This window comes from Peribacillus sp. FSL M8-0224 (assembly GCF_038003055.1).
Classification (GTDB): Bacteria; Bacillota; Bacilli; order Bacillales; family DSM-1321; genus Peribacillus; species Peribacillus frigoritolerans.
In genome coordinates, this window is sequence record NZ_JBBOOJ010000001.1 from 2,834,510 (window position 1) to 2,853,135 (window position 18,626).

Sequence of the window (18,626 nt, forward strand, 5' to 3'; positions counted from 1 at the left end):
GGTTTTATCTTAATAGCATAAACTGTTGCATATTATGCTATATCAGGATGATAAAAGAATTGAAGTAGGTGGAATGACGATGTACATAGTTGGATTAATGTCCGGAACATCACTGGATGGAATTGATGCCGCACTTGTTCGGGTGAATAATAGTGGACTCGAGACTGAAATGGAAATGATTGAGTTCGTGACATGCCCGTTTCCAAAAGAAATTGAAAAAGAAATTATGCAGTCTTTATCTGCAGATACATCCAATGTGCAGTTAATATGCAGTTTGAATTTTAAATTAGGGAAATTATTTGCCAATGCCGTAAAGGAAGTTTGTCATAAAGCTGGATTTCCCATTAATAAACTGGATCTTATTGGATCCCATGGCCAAACCATTTACCACCAGCCTTTACAAGAACAAAATTATATACCCTCCACTTTGCAAATCGGGGAAGCTGCAGTAATTGCTCACGATACAAACACACTTGTCATCTCTAATTTCCGGACGATGGATATGGCTGCTGGTGGACAAGGAGCTCCACTTGTTCCTTTTACCGAATACATTCTTTATAGAAGTGAAGCAAAGGGACGATTACTTCAAAACATAGGTGGCATTGGAAATGTAACGGTCTTACCCAAGCAAGCATCTCTGGATGACATGTACGCTTTTGATACAGGTCCTGGGAATATGATCATTGATGAAGTATGCCGCCAATTGTTCAATATAAGCTATGACGAAGGTGGAAACATAGCTAAACAAGGGCAAATTAATGACGGACTTTTATCTTATTGTATCAGTCATCCTTATATTATGAGCCCTCCGCCTAAATCAACGGGCAGGGAATTGTTTGGAAAGCAATATGTAGTAAAACTATTAAAGATGTTTGAATCGGTTCCGAACCAAGATATTTTGGCAACAGTAACGATGTTTACAGCAAAGTCCATTGTGGAAAACTATCGAAATTTCATCTTTCCAAAAACCAGTATTGAAGAAGTGATCATTGGCGGCGGTGGCAGCTATAACAAAACGTTATTAAACATGATTCAATCACTGCTTGGAAATTCTATTCGAGTTTTGACTCAAGAAGAGTTGGGATACTCTTCTGAAGCGAAAGAAGCGGTGGCTTTTGCATTACTTGCAAATGAGACTTTCCATGGTCATACAAGTAACGTTCCCAAGGCTACCGGTGCTGACTCCGATGTCATCCTTGGAAACATGACCTTTCCTCCTTCCTATCTGAAGGGACGTAAAAATGCATTTTAACCATTGAAAAAGAGTGGAAGGCACATCGATAATTGATGTGCCTTCCACTCTTTTTTTGCCTTAAGAATCATGGCGGACCCTTCTATTTTGTTACTGGCCAAGCTGCATGGAGACATACTTCACTTCTAAATATTCATCCATGCCGTAGTGTCCCCCTTCCCTGCCTATACCGCTTTCCTTCATGCCTCCAAATGGCGCTTGGGCAGTGGATGGGGCACTGTCATTAATACCGACAATCCCATATTCAAGAGCATCCGAGTAGGCAACCGCCTTATTAAGTGACTCGGTATACACATAGGCTGCCAACCCAAAATTCGTATTATTGGCTCGATCTATCGCTTCTTGATCGGTTTTGAATGTACTGACTGGCGCAATTGGCCCAAACGTTTCTTCCTGCATGCACAGCATATCATCCGTTACATTGGAAAGTATGGCTGGTGCTATGAAATGGCCTTGTTTTTCATCGACTTTTGAAGTGTTATGGATTATGGCGCCCTTACTTGCAGCATCCTCCAATTGAAGCCGAACCTTTTTAACTGCAGCTCCATCTATCAATGGACCAAGATCGGCTCCTTCCATTCCATTTCCAACCTTCAAAGTTAAAACGGCTTCTTCGAAAGCTTGTAAAAACGGCTGTTCAATTGTCTCATGGACGAATATCCTGTTTGCACAAATACATGTTTGTCCAGCATTCCTGAATTTCGATTGAATCAAACCATTTACTGCTTCTTCGATATTCGCATCCTCAGCAATGATGAACGGAGCCAATCCACCGAGTTCAAGCGAGACTTTTTTCACTGTTTCTGACGCCTTTTTCATTAGATGTTTCCCTACTGGAGTGGAGCCGGTAAATGTGATCTTCTTAACACGTGAATCATTCATCCACACGTCCGATACATCTCCCGGTTTTTGTGTAGTTACAATATTTATCACACCAGCCGGAATGCCCGCTTCATGAGCACTTTCAACCAATAGCAAAGCGGTCAAAGGCGTTTGTTCCGCAGGTTTGATGACCACGGTACATCCCGCAGCAAGAGCTGGCGCCACTTTTCTCGTGATCATGGCAGCAGGAAAATTCCACGGGGTAATGGCAGCAATGACACCGACTGCCTGCTTTTGCACTAAAATACGCTTTGATGCAACGGAGGCTGGTATGATTTCCCCATAGTTGCGCTTTGCTTCTTCAGCGTACCATTTCACGAAACTTGAGGCATACTTCATTTCACCTTTTGCCTCTGCCAATGGCTTTCCTTGTTCCAGGGTCATGATCGTTGCGATTTCATCCAGCCTTTTCTCAATGATTGTATACCACTTCTCAAGTAATTCCGCCCTATGGTATGCACTCGTTTTCGACCAAGTCAGAAAAGCAGCTTGAGCTGCATCCACAGCAGCCTTTGCCTCTATTTCGTTAGCGTCCGGAACATAGCCCACAGGCTCCAATGTTGCTGGGTTTTCCACTACAAAATGACTTTCTGTATGAATAGATTCGCCGTTTATATAAATTGGCCATTTTTCCACTACTTTTTTCATGATGCTTTACTCTCCTCTTCTTCTCCATGATCTGTAAAAGTCTTATCATTCTCTCCTTTGAAAAAGTCCTTGCCATATAATAGGGCACATAATAGAATTCCTGCAGCAAACGCCATGCCAGCACCTTTTATAACAAGGATGGCAGCAACGACACCTGCAATTCCGAGGTCGCGTTGGCTCTTCGCCTGCATCACGCCTACGCGTACGCTAACATATCCTTGAACCAAAAGCGTCAAGGCCAAGGCGACACCGAGAATGGGTTCCACCAGGCTGACTACCGGCAATAAGAACAACCCTGTATTCGTACCCCAACGGAACGAGCCGGCACCGCCGAAGAAAGAATTCATGGCTTTCTTGCCATTCTTGAACCGTTCCACAACCACGACCTGCATGGCTGCCCACAACGGACCGCACATTGTTATATCAGGTCCGATAAAACTCATGATCACATTTCGGCCGCCAAAAATTAAATGGGCTCTGTTTGGATTATAGTCCACTTTTTCATCTTCCCTGACCTCATCGGATTCAGAAAGCAGCGCTTTTGTTTTGAGCACATCACCGAATACGACTAAATAAGTAGCAAATACAGCTGGAATCGCACTTAAAAAGAAGGTCAAGGCAGGAAAACCTAAACCGAAAACAGTATAGTCTGACCAAAGCGTAGCAAAATCCGGACTGCTGAATCCCCATTGGATATCAGGCCATTTTGCTTCTCCAAAAATTGGGGCTACAAAGACCGCGAGCAAAATTGCCGGCAATATCCCTAAATTCCCTATGAATACCCAAACTTTATTTCGCATTTTCAATTTTCCAAAACTTTTCGAAAAAAGCAGATAAAAAGCAAAGCCGATACAAATGCTAATTGTATAAGGAAATAAATCAAACTTTCCACCCACTTCAAAAATGGAAACGACAGCACCAATACCCGCCCCTAAAATAATGCCTGATTTGATTGCATTCGGCACTAATCGCACGACCTTACTGGCAAGTCCGGTCATTCCTAGCAATATCGATAAAATACCCAATGTTAATTGAAACGCAACGAGTGCATAGACCCGATCAGGCCCCTCCGGAAATTGCCCGACGAACAATACAAGCAATGGAACCGCAGGTGTAATCCAACCTGGTATAACCGGGTCCCCGAGTAAATGATGCGCCAAGTATAATAATCCATTCAAGATAACGACGGCTAGAGCCACATCAAAAGGCATACCGAGATGGTCTGCAAGCAGCGTTATCGCTCCAAGGTCAACTGCACACATCAATAATCCTTGAACGTAGTCAGGCCACTCAAAACGATAATGGACAAATGGCAGTCTAATCTTAAAAGGTCCCGCAGGTATATACGATGTCTCTTCTCCGTAGCGGCGTTTTTTCCATTTCATATTGTTTCCTCCACTTAAAAGCCATAGGCTGAACGGTATATTTTTTCGATATCCCGAACGTTTAATGCACGGGGATTATTGCGAAGTAAACGGACTTGTTTGATGGCCTCGGCAGCCATTTCACTTAAAGCCGATTCAGGAATCTCAAATTCACTTAGTGACTGTGGTATATCAACATAGCGACAAATTCTGGTCATCGCCTCTATAGCTTTATCCGCTGCCTCATCATCATTTAAATGATTGACTTTCTCTCCAAGTGCTTCAGCAATGTCGCGAAACCTTTCCAAACATGCAATTTTATTCCACTTCATGACAAATGGCAGTAATAATGAATTGCTGACTCCATGTGATAAATGGAAGCGGCCTCCAAGCGGATAAGCTAAGGCATGAACAGCTCCAACACCTGCATTGCCAAAAGCTAACCCTGCCATTAGGCTTCCAGTGATCATCGCTTCCCGTGCTTCCAGATTATCTGGCGCAGCATAAGCCTTTGGTAAATGTACAGCGATTAACTTCATGGCCCCAATTGCCAAAGCATCTGTAACGGGCGACGCAAATTTGGAAATATAGGCCTCTACCGCATGAACAAGTGCATCCACTCCGCTCGCAGCAGTCACACTTGGCGGGCAAGTCAGCGTCATGACGGGCGATACAATCGCTACATCCGGTAAAAGATACGGACTTACAATTCCCTTCTTAACCTGTTCTTTCTTGTCCGATAAAATTGAAATATTCGTCACTTCTGACCCGGTTCCTGCCGTCGTCGGTATGGCTATTAAAGGTAGACCTGGGACTTCAATCAAGTTCGTACCGAAATAGGTTTCGATGCAGCCGGAATTCGTAGCCATGACGGAAGAGGCTTTCGCAATATCCATCGCACTTCCTCCGCCTACCGCAATCAGTCCATCATGTTTTCCATCCTTGATTGACCGTACACATTGCTCAACGATTTCAATTTCCGGTTCTGGATTCACATCCGAAAAAATACCACATTCTGCAGAAAGTAAATCCTCAACCCTTTGTACAACCCCAGCACCCACTAAAACTTTATCTGTAACGATCAACGGATTCTTCATCCCTAATCGCGTAACCTCATCAGTCAGCTGCTGTAAAGAATCTGCTCCTGTCACCAATTTGTTAGCCATAGAAAAAATAGAAATATTCATGGTTATCTCCCCTTTCATGTATTTACTAATGCAGGAATCATGCCAAAGTTTGAAAACGCTTAATTCATAAGGGAGAAAACGTTTTTTTCATGGGTAACAGGATCAATAATGAGTGGAAAACAAATCAAATAAACTAATTCGATTCGTTTTCTAATCGCATGTGAAATTTTTTCATTTTTTGCACCAAAGCGCTTTGACTGATATCCAAAGAGATGGCAGCGGCCCTTGTAGTCCCATACTTCTTCATCGCATTCAATATCAGGGAACGCTCCAGCTCGGAAACGGCTTCCTTCAAAGAATGTGTTGTCGTTTTTTTTGATAAGACCGGCTGGATGAAAGATGGTAAATTAGGTAAATCAATCGTATCATCATATGTCGTGACGACCAGCCGCTCTGCAAGACTCGCAAGCTCACGTATATTGCCAGGCCACGAATAGTTCGTCAGCCATTCATAGCATTCCGGTGTCATCTTTTTCTTCTCATTATATTTTTCATTGAATTTTTTCAAATACATTTCTAAAAGCGGGATCGTTTCTTCCTTTCTCTGGCGTAAAGGAGGGACTTCAAAGGAAACGATATTAAGCCGGTAATAAAGATCTTCGCGGAAGGATCCTTCTTGCACCAGGGAGGCAAGATCGCGATGGGTGGCTGTAATTAACCTGACATCCACTTCTTTCATTTCGGTAGAACCCACTCTTATAAACTTGTTTTCTTCTACCACTTTCAAAAGTTTCACCTGTAACTCTAAAGGTAAATCCCCAATTTCGTCCAAAAATAACGTGCCACCATTCACTTTCTCAAAAATCCCCATTTTTCCATTCTTAAGGGATCCGGTAAATGCCCCTGGTTCATATCCAAAAAGTTCAGATTCCACCAAGTTCGCTGGAATGGCTCCGCAATTTAATTCAAGGAAAATCTTTTCCTTCCTGGAGCTTTTGGCATGTATGTACTTGGCGATTAAACTCTTCCCTACTCCCGTTTCCCCCTGCAACAAGATCTTCGCATCCGTTTTTGCTACTTTATCAGCAAGTTTGAATAAAGGAGTTGTAGAAGGACCAATGATTATTTCCTGTAAATTCACCTGTTCCGAGCCAGGCAATAATTGGGAAATAGGTTGGAAAGATAACTTTTGGCTATCAATCGTATACTTCATCCGGATTAATTCAGTAATATCCCTGACACTATTTATAACAAATATGACTTCATTCTGTGGCGATAGAATAGGTGTGGCCGATACGATAATCTTCCTTCCATTTCGAATTCTTTGTGTCAAAGTAACTTGATTCTTCGTTCGAATGGAATCCAATGAAGCTGAAACGGATATCATACCTTGCTCAATTAAATAACTCATCGGTTTTCCGATGATTTCCTCTTCTCTTATTCCAGTAATACGTTGATAAGCTTGATTGATAAATAATGTCGTTCCATCACCATCCGTGATATACACTCCATCATATAGAGCATTAAAAACAACCCTGCATAAATCACTCTCAAAGAATGCTTGAAATTGATCATATGGTATTGAGTAATTCCGTAAATTTTGCAGCGGTGCATTAACCGTAATGAAATGAGAAATGGGCTTCGTCAAATCACTCTGCTGCACTGCCGCAGATAACGCCTCTATAGTCAAAAATCCGATGAAATCCTCTGAATCATCCAAAACTTCCACTTCAGTGCTTCCTATCGGGAAACATGATATTGCTTCCTCCACTGTCATATCCGAATAAAACTTAGTCATCAATATCCACTCCCTGACTGGTCTTTACTATTTGATAGAACGCAACGCTGCCTCCTTGATTGAAGACTAAAGTCCTGTCGGCTTCCTATTCTATTCAATTAAAGAAGGCAATGACCTTATTAAAGCATTATGTAATGTTTTTTCCTTTTTAATGATACTATGTAGACAATCAACGACACCAAGAATAAATGCTGCACCGGTAAAAACGATTCAATCTCATTGCCCTATTTCTGATTAAACCGATAAATAGCAATGGTATGTTACTTTTATCATATCAATGGAGTTTTTTATGCTCAAATCCATTTTCACTCATCACAGGAAAACTTGTCCTTTTGTTGCATAATAAAAATGCCTGCGAAATGGCTCATACCTTAAGATTGTTTAATTTCAGATACTTTAAGCTTAAGAACAATTTGTTAAGTGTTTTAAAAAGTTTCTCCGCAGTTTGAAAAAACCTAATCCGTATTTGGATTAGGTTTCAGACTGTAGATAAATTGAACGTTGATTTCCTCTCCAGGCACTCGCTTTCCGCGGGCGGTCCGCCCTCGGCACATTTGTGCCTGCGGGGTCTCCCTGGGACGCGCTTTTCCCGCAGGAGTCTCGTACCTTCCGTTCCAATCAACTGGAATGTTTTTTAGAAAAAATCTAAGTGAACTGACTTTTCTCGAATTAGTTTATTGTCTGGCAAGGCCGAATGCTCTCACTCTGACCCTTGGTTTTTAAAAAAAATTTGGTTATACTACATGATTTTTTACTTTTTTATTAGTAATGCAACCTTACTGGATTTCTGAAATCAACTGGAACTTTTTTGAGGGTTTGTAAAATCTAATCTGATTTCCGCTCCTGGCACTCGCTTTCCGCTAGCGTCCGGGAGCCTCTTCGGCGCCCTTTGCGCCTGCGTTGTCTCCCTTGGACGCGCTTTTCCCGCAGGAGTCTCGCACCTCCGTTCCAAACAACTTTGATAGAACTCTTTTAGTAGGTTTAAAGCTTAAGGTGCTGAGTATGCTTTTTAAACATGATTCTATTTCGAGATCAACTTGAAATGATTACTTTAGCCAGCGAACCTTCCATTGATTAACCTTGGACAAAATTTCAAAGGAAATTTCATAAGGGGGCGAAATTTTTTACTTCCGCACCCCTTTGGTTTAATTATGGTAAGTACTTTGTCTCCTCTATAATCATATGATTATTTTGGAAACCAGCCGACGGGTTTTACATCGAGATTAATGTTGATTTGTTTAATTTCCTGGTATTCATCCAAGCCGTATTTTCCTAAACTGCGTCCAATACCGCTCTGTTTGTAACCGCCCCATGGCGCCTCGACATATGTTGGATGATAATCATTTACCCATGTGATGCCTGCCCGTACCTTCTTGATCACACGCAATCCTTTTGCACCATCGTTTGTGAAGACGCCGCCTGCAAGGCCGTAGTCTGTATCATTTGCCAGTTTAATAGCTTCTTCCTCATCTTTGAACTTTTGAATGACAACGACTGGACCGAAGATCTCCTCTTGTACGATGCGCATGTCAGGTGTTACATCGATGAAGACAGTCGGTGCAATGAAGTACCCTTTGTCAAGACCGTCATCAACAAGACGGTAACCGCCTGCCGCAAGTGTCGCACCTTCCTGTTTGCCGATTTCAATATAGTTCAAAATGCTATTCATTTGCGCTTCGCTGACAATTGCCCCCATGTTGCTGTCTTCTGCAAGTCCAGGTCCAACTTTAATTTTATTTGCGCGTTCAACATAGCGTTTTACATATTCATCATAAATGCTTTCTTCAACCAGAATTCGGCTGCCTGATGAACAAACTTGGCCGGCACCGAAGAAGATGCCAAATAATCCGTAATCGACGGCCGTCTCTAAATCTGCATCTGCAAAAACGATGTTAGGTGATTTACCGCCAAGCTCAAGGGAAATTTTCTTTAAGTTGCCCGCTGCCGCCTTCATGATAGAGCGGCCAACATCCGTACTTCCTGTAAATGAAACAATGTCAACATCGTTGCTTTCCGCAATGGTTTGACCGACAACGGTGCCGCGGCCCATCACCATATTAGCCACACCTTTCGGGATGCCTGCTTCCTCCAGGATTTCGAATAATTTCATTGCTGTTACAGGTGTCACTTCAGCCGGTTTATATACAATGGTGTTCCCTGCCGCAAGCGCCGGTGCGATTTTCCAGACACTCATTAGAAGCGGGAAATTCCAAGGTACAATCAAACCGGCTACACCTACTGGCTCACGAACAACCATCGCTTGCACGGGAGCGGGAACTTGATACGTTTCCCCTTCTGGATGAAGGACCAAACCCGCGTAGTAACGGAAACACGCGGCGGCATCAGCAATATCGAAACCTGCCTCTGCTTTAAGTTTCCCGTTGTCCATTGTTTCAAGAATCGTTAACTCTTCGGCACGTTCATCAATTTTATCAGCAATTTTATATAGATAGGAAGCACGCTCCTGTGCTGTTAGGCCTGACCAGATTCCACTTTCAAAGGCTGCCTTCGCTACTGAGATTGCCCTTTCTGTATCTTCTTTGGTGGCACGCGGAGCTTTTGCAATGATTTCCTGTGTTGCAGGATTGATTACCGGGATTACTTCATTTGAAGATGAGGCCTGCCACTTACCGTCGATATAATTTTTAAGCTCTAATACTGCCGTTTCTAATATTGTCATGTTTCATTCCCCCGGTTTTCATTATTTTTTTATTGATCTGAACGGAATTCAATCGTTACAGTTTTAAGACCAGTCTGTCTTCCTTCGCACGTGAGCAGCATGTCAGGATTGACTTTCGTGTTTGACGGTTTTCTTCGCTAAGGAAATAATCCCGGTGATCCACTTCACCTTCTGCAACATCCACCTCACAACTTCCGCACCCGCCTACTTTACAAGAATAAGGGGCATCGATTCCTTCCCTTAAAAGCGCATCAAGCAGTGTTTCACCCTCATGAACGCGGATGGACCGATCGCTGTCCGTAAGGTCGACGATGAAAGGATCTCTCGCCCCATCATTTTTTGTCGCAAATAATTCGAAGTGGATCGCATGTTCCGGATAACCATAGGAACTGGCAGCTTTTCGATACTCTTGCACCATCTCGATTGGTCCGCAAAAATAGACGTGCGTGCCAATGCGATGATCCATCATCGTCTCGGGCATCATTCTGCGTTTGTCTTCTGCCTGCGAAAAATAAAAGGTGCATTGATCAGGGTATTTGGCTTTCAGCAGATCATAAAAAGCACATAACTCCGGAGTGCGTGCTGCATAATGGAGTTCGAAGGTTTGCCCTTCGGCGGCCATGTCTTCCATCATTGCCAGAAATGGGGTTATGCCGATTCCAGCTGCATAAAAAGCATGATGCTTAGCTCGAAAGCTGAGAGGGAAGTTATTTTTAGGAAAACTGACTTCCAACCTGGAATCTACCTTTACTTGATCATGCCAGAAAGCCGAACCTCCGCGTGATGCCTCATCACGTCGAATGGCTATTGTATATTTATTGCGGTCCCTTGGGTTGCTGATAAGGGAGTACTCTCTCTCGAAAATCTTATCTCCAGCCGGCATGTAAGTGGTCAAATGCGAACCGCCTGTAAATGCAGGCAACGGCTTTCCATCAACTGGAATCAACTCGAACTGTTTCACGAATGGAGTTTCTTGAATGATCTTGTTTACTTTCATTTGAATATTTCCTACTACCCGCATGATGATCAGCTCCTTACTTCTTCTTTTCCGATCGGGATGTATGGGTAACCAATATAACCTTCCCGTACGATTGAATAAAAAGGACCTATTTCAAGACTGGCTTTGCAATGGTCACATTCTGCAATTTCTGCTTCTTCTTCGACTTCCGACACTTCGAAACATTTCATGCAATATACGTAACGTCGTTTAGGCCCGATAATCAACGTCTGGATCTCAGCTTCAGATAGGCCAGCCTCCACTCCGAGCGAGAAGATCATCACGGCATTGTTCCATGCAGCCGCAATATAAAATTGGGTGCCCATCTTTTGTGACAGGATGAGTCTCTTAATCTCCTCTTTATCTTCCATTCCGTTAATGGATAGACATTCAACAGGCACTGTACCTTCGATTTCAGAAGTGAAACTTTTCGCCTGATCATATCCGGCTTGATCAGAAATGACAACAAACTTTCTTCGTTCATTCCGAGGGGTAAATTTATTTACAATCGTAATGGATTTATCAAACAATACTGGACTATTGTACAAGGCCCTATCCTCCTACTTATTGTTTATCTTCGCTTTTTTCTTTTCATCGATACTCCTCAAATATTCGACCGATTGTGGAAGGAATGGGGCAATTCCTTTGTATTCAGCCATTGGTCCGGGAATATCCTGCAGTACGCTATATGTCAGATCAAACCACTCCTGGCGCAATGTCAAATCCTCTAGTGGCAGGAATTGAGTATTCAATACAAATAGAATGGCGTTGCTTCGTGGCATGCGATAAAATTTTTGTTCTTCAACACGCAAACGAACAAGTTTACCTGCATTTTCCGGTGTTATTTCAGAACGTTGCGGTCCCCAGACATCCATCGTTTCATAGTTGACATCCCATCGGTCAGCCATCAGGTTCCAGTTGATGCGTGTCCATGGCTTACCTGGCTCGATGGATAACAAAAACTTGCGAACGCGCTCTGCCAGTTCATCGCCCTTCCGCGATACAAATGGAACAGGTGCATGGATTTCATCAAAGGACATGCCTTTATTCCAGTTAGCTGAGAAGAGTGCGGCGTATGAAACTTGCCCCACTTCCAAATAGAAATTACTATCGCGATGAACCATTAAAACAAAATCATTATGGAAATGGCGGCCAATATAATCAAGCGGCTCATATGGAAGCGTGCTTGGATCGCCATACACGAATGAATCGGTTTCCCCGAAAATGTGGTTCTTGAAAGTCCATTTGTCCCCATCTTTACTGACCTCGAAATGCTCCGGATAGCGATCAGCTGCCATGTCGATCAGCATTTCCAATACTTCCCATTGCATTTCCATTGTGTGTGGAAAAGATTGAAACCTAATATGCGGCTGTTCTTGAAGGAGACGACGCTTCGTTTCCACTTGGAGTTTGTATTCTGGTGTAACTTCAATACAGTTAATGTTTGAGAGTCTTTTCAAATCGTTTGAATAGCGATAGTTACCTGAAGTGAATGGAAATGGGAATGTATCTAAATCAGTTGTTTTGAAATCTAAACTTTGTGTAAACATTGAACAATCTCCTCTCGTTCCCTAGATTCTTTAAAGTGCATTTTTTCATTTAGCTTCCTTTAATTCAACAGATGGACGCTCCATGTCAACTTCGAAACGGAAAATGTATTTAGATGAAACATAATAAGTGACTAAAGCGACAAAGTATGTTGGAATTCCGGCAGCCGTATAAAGGAAAAAATCACTTGCTTCAAAAGTCAATGGATTATAGAGTGCCCAGTAAACGATCGTTCCAATGACCACCGTGAGAACTGCAGACGGGTTAATGCCTTTCCAATAGGTATAAGAGCCTTGTGTGTCATACAAATCCCTTATTGAAATGCGTTGGCGCTTTACAAAAAAGTAATCTGCCACGACAATGCCTCCAAGTACAGCCATAATAAAAGAAATGACAGCAATGAATGAACCAAATGCATCGTAGAACGTTGAGCTTAGAAGTAAGAATATAGCCGGTACGGTCGTTCCCATCGCAATCATCCATGATTTTTTCGGGAATACAGTTTTAAAGCTGACAGCTTGTGAGTACATAAGAAAAATGGCTGCACCGACATTCCCTACCGAAAGTAAAATCAAGCCAATGAAGCCGCCCCAACTTCCTGCGATGGAAAACATCCAGTCAGAAGGATTAAGTGAACCAGCGACTAATGCAGCAAGGGCCCCAACTAATGCAGCGATACAGACGATGATTCCATAGCTGTAGAATCCCGCTTTAAATGCGCCTCCTTCTGTTTTGGATAAACGGCTGTATTGGCCAAGATACGGAAGCCATGAAAAGCCGAGACCGACATTTAATTCCAGGGCTGTCGCGAATGAACGAGAAGTCGTTTCAAAGGGTTCAGAAGGAAGTATATGGGCAACTTTCGTGAATCCCTGTCCAAACAAAACAATTGCGAGAAGGCCAAACATGAGAACCATAAAAACCGGCACGGCCACTGCGGTATATTTTTGTATCGCTACCGGTCCCCTCACAGTTACAAGAAATGCACAGATAAAGAGTAAAATCGAGAAAAACGGCGCCCCCATTGCCTGGCTTGAAAAAATGGCAGGCATCCCCATCCAATTAGCAGCCTCGGCCAAAGCCTGACCGGACATAAAGAGCGCAATGGAAATGTAGCCGAGAGTTAAAATAAGAAAAACAAAGAAAAAGATATTGGATCCTAAATACCCTAGTGAACTTCGAAACCCTACGAAAGTGTCTATGCCATAACGCGCAAAATAAAGGGTGATGGGAACAATCAACAGCATAGGGAAGGCGTTACCGAATAAAATCGCTGCAAGTGACTGTTTCGCGTCAAGCATTGTACCTGTATATCCACCAGTTAATAGCCCAAAAGATGAGAGGCCAATAACAACTTGAACTAAAATTAAATCCCGTAGGTTAAAAATCCGGTCGTTTTTACTTGCCGGTAAGAACCCAAAGGCCACATCCTTTGAAATGGAGGAATTCTCTTTGCTCACACGCTTCTCTCCCAACTATTAAAATAATGATTGTATGGCTTGGAATAAGGCTGTCATTGTTCTTGGTGATCTAAACAACATTTCAGACAAGTGTATAGATTAGGTAGGCGATGATTAAAATCATGAAAAAAATAGAACCTGACGCATCACTCCATTTCATTTTTTCGATTTTCACGGCATCTTCCTGCTCATACGCATTGATCCGCTCATTCAAATCTGAATATAGATTTTTAATAAAGGGATCTTCAGAATTGATATTCTGTTGGAACTGATTCTCTTTATTCAAAATCGCTTCTCCCTCCTTTGCAATCATGCTTTCTAGTCCCTTCTCTTTACTTATTGCAATAACCATGCCAATCAGAAAGCACTATGCTAACAGGGTTTTCAATAGGAAGAATATTCATTTCTGAAACTATTGAACAATTGTGAAATTTCTGTAATATGAAACTAGTAAGTTAAATGAAAGGCAGGTAGACATAAATGGATCACTTCACCTCTGCACTCTTGTCTATTTACGACCAGCTTATTGTGACAGATAAAAATGGCACCATCATGAAATCGACCGGAACAGGGAATACCTTATTCCATACAATCAAATCCGCTATTGTCGGTGGTTCCATCAAGGATGTTGAACAAGATTTATTTTCTACAAGCTTGGCAGAAGAGATAATGGGCAAAAATGAGAAAAGATCTTTCATGCAGTCCTCATGGCAGGGGCATGAGCTGCTGATGACGGCATACCCGATTGAATCCGGGGCATGGGTCTGGGCTTACAAAGAAATTAAAGACTCATATCCAGATACATCAAGGGGGCAATCGGGACCATTATTGGAATCGAAAAAGCCAACTTTTCCATTTGTGATCCGCAGTAAACCGATGCTCGATGTTCTGCATAAAATGCAAATGGTTTGTGATGTCAGCGCAACCGTCCTTTTATTGGGGGAATCCGGTGTAGGAAAGGAAATAGCAGCCAGGGCCATACATAATATGGGTAATAGAAGCGACGGACCATTTATACCTGTCAATTGCGGCGCCATTCCGGAAAACCTGATAGAAAGCGAACTGTTTGGCTATGTAGAAGGGGCTTTTACCAGCGCACGGAAAGAAGGCGCCAAGGGAAAATTCACACTGGCCCATAAAGGTATCTTATTTTTGGATGAAGTGGGCGAGTTACCGCTGAACGTACAGGTAAAACTGCTTCGTGTCCTTCAGGAACGAGTCGTCACACCAATTGGAAGTTCGACCTCACACCCTGTTGACATTCAAGTGATTGCCGCAACAAATAAATCGCTCGAAAAAATGGTGAAAAAAGGTGAATTCCGAGAAGACTTATATTATCGTCTTCATGTCGTGCCTATCCATCTTCCGCCGCTAAGAAATCGTGTGGATGAGATTCCCCACCTGGTTCAGTTTTTTTTACAAAAGTACAATACACTGTACAATCGAAAGGTAGCGTTCACCCCGGATGCAATCGACTTGCTTTGCATCTATCAATGGCCCGGTAACGTGCGAGAACTTGAAAATACAGTTGAAAGACTTGTGATTACTAGCGGAATACCGGAAGTGGATGTTGCTTTGGTTAAAGAGGTGCTTCCATTTAAAGAGCCCAACCCCCCTTCACTACCCGTCATCGATTTCCTAATGCCTTTGCAGGAAGCAGTTGACCTTGTGGAAGAACAACTCATCAACATGGCGATGGAACAATATAAATCATTGAAACTGGCGGCAAAGGTATTGGAAGTCAGCCAGCCGACGATGAGCAGGAAATATAAAAAATTACGAAATAAAATGGAAGAGGCAAGCTTTTCACCAGTGGATAAACGGGCCATTTTAGAAGAACAAATAAACCAGCGGCTTCGATCCATTGCCGTTGTAACCGCAGCTATCATTCCAGCTGAAGAGGTAATCAGTCTACAAAAAAATATGAACCGTCAACCTTCCTATTCCCAGAAATTAAAACAAAAACTTACCATGATTCAAGAAAAGGAAGGCGTAATTGAATGGGTCTTTATATTTATCATGACGGAGGATGGACGTCTGATTCACCTCGTTGCAGACAAAGGCTTTGTAATTGAACCGGGGGAAGAATATATGGGTCCCCCGGAAATGGTCAATGTCGCTTACCAAGCGTTTAATGGTAAAGCGGGTGTTACTCCCATATACGAAGACAGGTACGGTGAGTGGAAAACAAGCTTTGCGCCAATCATCGATGATGAAGGCAATATCGTAGCTATTGTCGGATGTGATTACAGCAAAGCCTATTTCAATTCAGAAATGCAGCGTCTCCGTAAACAACTAAACATACATGTTTGATTTCGGCATGCAGTCCCATTATCGAATTGGAGCCCTGGGTAAAAAGAGAAAAGCTGATTACAGGAGCCGTTTTGAACGGGCTTCTGCAGTCAGCTTTTTCGTTATTATCAAACCGTATATACATCATGAACGTTATGAAGGAATTAAAATGGCAGTAAGCATATATAGGCAATATGGCATCTTGTTCCTTCACCAACCGCCCTCAAAAATGAAACGGTTAAGCGTATGGAGAAGAATATGGATAATCATTTGCAAAAAACCAAAGACTTATTCCGATTATACAAATGAGTGCCCATAAGCTTTTTTGCCATGAAACCTATATAACTTTCTCTTTATTTTCTCCTTTTTTCACCAAAAAATAAGCAGTTATCAAGGCTGTAATAGGAATTATCAGGGCTACTCCTGTTCCAGCACAAAATATTGTGATCATTTCAGCACTGAATATTTTTGAGTTTACTATTTCTCCAACAGAATAGGATAAATCTTTAAACCATATAAGCAATGCCAAATAGCCTCCAAAGAAAGCAAAAAATAGTGTATTCGTAGATGTCCCTAAAATATCCCGCCCAATACTCAATCCAAATGTGAATAATTCCTTCTTGCTAATGGATGGATGGTGATGATACATTTCTCGCATGGGAGATGCAATGGCCATGGCTGTATCGATAATCGCGCCAATAGTACTCATAATAATTACTGAAGCTCCAATTTTAACAAAATCCACCCCAATATAAAGGGAAAAGATGCTAAGCTCTTCTATTTCTTCTTCACCGAAACCTTGTATCATCGCATTTTCCGTCACAATGACAATAAAAAAGAGTACAATAACAATCGTGATAATAGTAGAAATGAATGCTGTTTTTGTTGTACTGTTCACTTCGTTAATGAAAAATAAATTAATATAACTAATCACCGTACATGCAATCAATGTTACGATATACGGATCAATATATGGATTGGTCATAAAAATGATGGTGAAAAGTAACACACCAAAGTTTAGGAACAAAGCAAAAAATGAACGTGCCCCTTTTTTTCCGCCAATCAAGATCATTAATATAAATAGTATAAACGCTAGCAACACTAATACATTCATTATCTTTCCCTCTTTCGATTAATGAAAAAAATAGAGACATATAGACCGATCGGGATAGTTAACACAATTCCGATACCACCTGCAAGAGCACGGGCCAATTCCAATGTTAGGTTCATGGAAAGGGTAAATCCCAATGCAGAATTATTTTTCAAATACAAAATAATCATAGGAATGGAACCACTTATATAGGCAAAAAACAAAATATTTGTCATGGTCCCCATAATGTCTTTTCCAATCTCTAATCCTGAAGTTTTAAGTGCTTTTACTGATATGTGGTTATTCTTTTCATACAACCCGAAAATCGAAGAAGACATGGTAATGGCTATATCCATTACAGCTCCTAAAGAACCGATAAATAACCCTGCCAAAAACACCATTTTATAAGGACGAGTGATAAATTGCATCTCTTCATATCGAAGGCCCTTTTCGGAAGTTAACCACATAACAAGATAAGCAATGAACAGCGATAAAAAAGTCCCTAACAGTGTCGCAATCACCGCTGCATAGGTTTTTTCATTAAAACCATTAACGAGTAAAAGAGAAAAGACCGTAAATAGTATGATACTTATACTGCAAATCAAAACCAAACCAATGTTTGATGTATTCAAATAAAAATCTAATGCATATGACAATAATATGGCATTGACTGCCAAACTAATAATTGAAAGCAGGCCTTGTTTTTTTCCAACGATAAGTAATGTAAAGATAAAAACCCATGCTACAATCAACACAAATTTATCACGTTTTACGTCTTTTATTGTTCCAGTTAACTCTGAATTTTCTTTAGTCTTCGTATCAATCGAAACAAATAAATCATTTCCAACTCGATATTCTTGATCAAAAGCTCCGGATGAGGAATATTCATTTTTTAAATGAATTAGCTTTCCTTTTTCTTCTCCATTTTGTATTTCCGCTATTATACTCTGGGTAAATAGTCGATCTTCATTTTGATACATATCATTCAATTCAGTTGTATTTTCCAGATTTGTTTTGATGACTTTGGCTATTGGTCGTTCATAGAATGAATAATTGTGATGAACAAAGATAACAGACAAGACAAAACAAAGTGCTATGACGGCGTACAAAGAAACCTGCTTGTATCCCATTTTTTTAAATTTATTTACGATAACATTCAAAATAAAACCTCCAAATATCGGGTGGGCAAAAAAAGCAGGGAGGAGCCAGAATTGATTGGCTCCACCCCGCCTTATTAGTATTTGATTTTATTTATCTTATCATGAATGAATTTGGTTTGCGAAAACAAAGTCCGATTTACCACCTTAACGTCTCCCCGGTAGGATGTAATTTCATAAAATACTTGTCAAGCCCCTTCATTCCTGATTTTCTCACTTCATTGTCAATACCATCAGTTGTGAAAAACTAAGGGCAATACTACAATTTCCTAAGTAGTATTGCCCTAAAATTCGTATAATTATCGTTTAGTAAAATGATTCAAGAATACAT

At 41.5% G+C, this 18,626-nt stretch carries 14 protein-coding genes; 2 read left to right on the forward strand and 12 right to left on the reverse strand.

The genetic code is table 11. The features are described from left to right. Positions 1-79: 79 nt before the first annotated feature. On the forward strand, positions 80-1,252 hold the full coding sequence (gene anmK / locus MKX49_RS13525) for an anhydro-N-acetylmuramic acid kinase AnmK (protein WP_340876749.1): 1,173 nt from the start codon (positions 80-82) through the stop codon (positions 1,250-1,252). Between the two features lie 90 nt (positions 1,253-1,342). Here anmK and MKX49_RS13530 read toward each other — a convergent pair whose 3' ends face one another. From MKX49_RS13530 to MKX49_RS13575, 10 genes are all read right to left on the reverse strand, one after another. Continuing rightward, positions 1,343-2,782 carry an NAD-dependent succinate-semialdehyde dehydrogenase gene (locus MKX49_RS13530; RefSeq protein WP_340876750.1) on the reverse strand — a complete coding sequence of 480 codons (1,440 nt, stop codon included), beginning with the start codon at positions 2,780-2,782 and terminating at the stop codon, positions 1,343-1,345. After that, positions 2,779-4,167, reverse strand: coding sequence for a solute carrier family 23 protein (locus MKX49_RS13535; protein ID WP_034307729.1), 1,389 nt, complete (start codon positions 4,165-4,167; stop codon positions 2,779-2,781). The genes MKX49_RS13530 and MKX49_RS13535 overlap by 4 nt, the downstream gene beginning before the upstream one ends. Before the next feature lie 14 nt (positions 4,168-4,181). Next, positions 4,182-5,333, reverse strand: a complete 1,152-nt coding sequence (locus MKX49_RS13540; RefSeq protein ID WP_340876751.1) for an iron-containing alcohol dehydrogenase — start codon at positions 5,331-5,333, stop codon at positions 4,182-4,184. 133 nt (positions 5,334-5,466) lie between these two features. After that, the gene (locus MKX49_RS13545; protein WP_340876752.1) at positions 5,467-7,071 is read right to left on the reverse strand and encodes a sigma-54 interaction domain-containing protein; all 1,605 of its coding nucleotides are present in this window, start codon (positions 7,069-7,071) and stop codon (positions 5,467-5,469) included. Positions 7,072-8,257: 1,186 nt separating this feature from the next. Beyond that, entirely contained in the window at positions 8,258-9,751 is a 1,494-nt protein-coding gene (locus MKX49_RS13550) for an aldehyde dehydrogenase family protein (protein ID WP_340876753.1), read from the reverse strand. 55 nt (positions 9,752-9,806) lie between these two features. Beyond that, a complete protein-coding gene (locus MKX49_RS13555; RefSeq protein WP_340876755.1) occupies positions 9,807-10,772 on the reverse strand; it encodes a PDR/VanB family oxidoreductase in 966 nt (321 codons plus the stop codon). A gap of 5 nt (positions 10,773-10,777) precedes the next feature. Then, positions 10,778-11,296 carry a hypothetical protein gene (locus MKX49_RS13560; RefSeq protein WP_340876757.1) on the reverse strand — a complete coding sequence of 173 codons (519 nt, stop codon included), beginning with the start codon at positions 11,294-11,296 and terminating at the stop codon, positions 10,778-10,780. Between the two features lie 12 nt (positions 11,297-11,308). After that, positions 11,309-12,298, reverse strand: a complete 990-nt coding sequence (locus MKX49_RS13565) for a heme-dependent oxidative N-demethylase family protein (protein WP_340876759.1) — start codon at positions 12,296-12,298, stop codon at positions 11,309-11,311. A 45-nt stretch (positions 12,299-12,343) separates the two neighbouring features. Then, the gene (locus MKX49_RS13570; protein WP_340876760.1) at positions 12,344-13,756 is read right to left on the reverse strand and encodes a purine-cytosine permease family protein; all 1,413 of its coding nucleotides are present in this window, start codon (positions 13,754-13,756) and stop codon (positions 12,344-12,346) included. An 82-nt stretch (positions 13,757-13,838) separates the two neighbouring features. Beyond that, positions 13,839-14,069, reverse strand: a complete 231-nt coding sequence (locus tag MKX49_RS13575; protein WP_048683687.1) for a hypothetical protein — start codon at positions 14,067-14,069, stop codon at positions 13,839-13,841. Positions 14,070-14,236: 167 nt separating this feature from the next. Here MKX49_RS13575 and MKX49_RS13580 point away from each other — a divergent pair, with 167 nt between their 5' ends. After that, positions 14,237-16,069 (forward strand): sigma-54 interaction domain-containing protein, encoded by a 1,833-nt coding sequence (locus MKX49_RS13580; protein WP_340876761.1) that lies wholly within the window; start codon positions 14,237-14,239, stop codon positions 16,067-16,069. 316 nt (positions 16,070-16,385) lie between these two features. Here MKX49_RS13580 and MKX49_RS13585 read toward each other — a convergent pair whose 3' ends face one another. Both MKX49_RS13585 and MKX49_RS13590 read right to left on the reverse strand, forming a co-directional pair. Next, a complete protein-coding gene (locus MKX49_RS13585; protein WP_063593937.1) occupies positions 16,386-17,162 on the reverse strand; it encodes a YibE/F family protein in 777 nt (258 codons plus the stop codon). Beyond that, positions 17,162-18,298: a YibE/F family protein gene (locus MKX49_RS13590; RefSeq protein ID WP_406593518.1), complete on the reverse strand. Its 1,137-nt coding sequence runs from the start codon at positions 18,296-18,298 to the stop codon at positions 17,162-17,164. The genes MKX49_RS13585 and MKX49_RS13590 overlap by 1 nt, the downstream gene beginning before the upstream one ends. Positions 18,299-18,626: the final 328 nt, after the last annotated feature.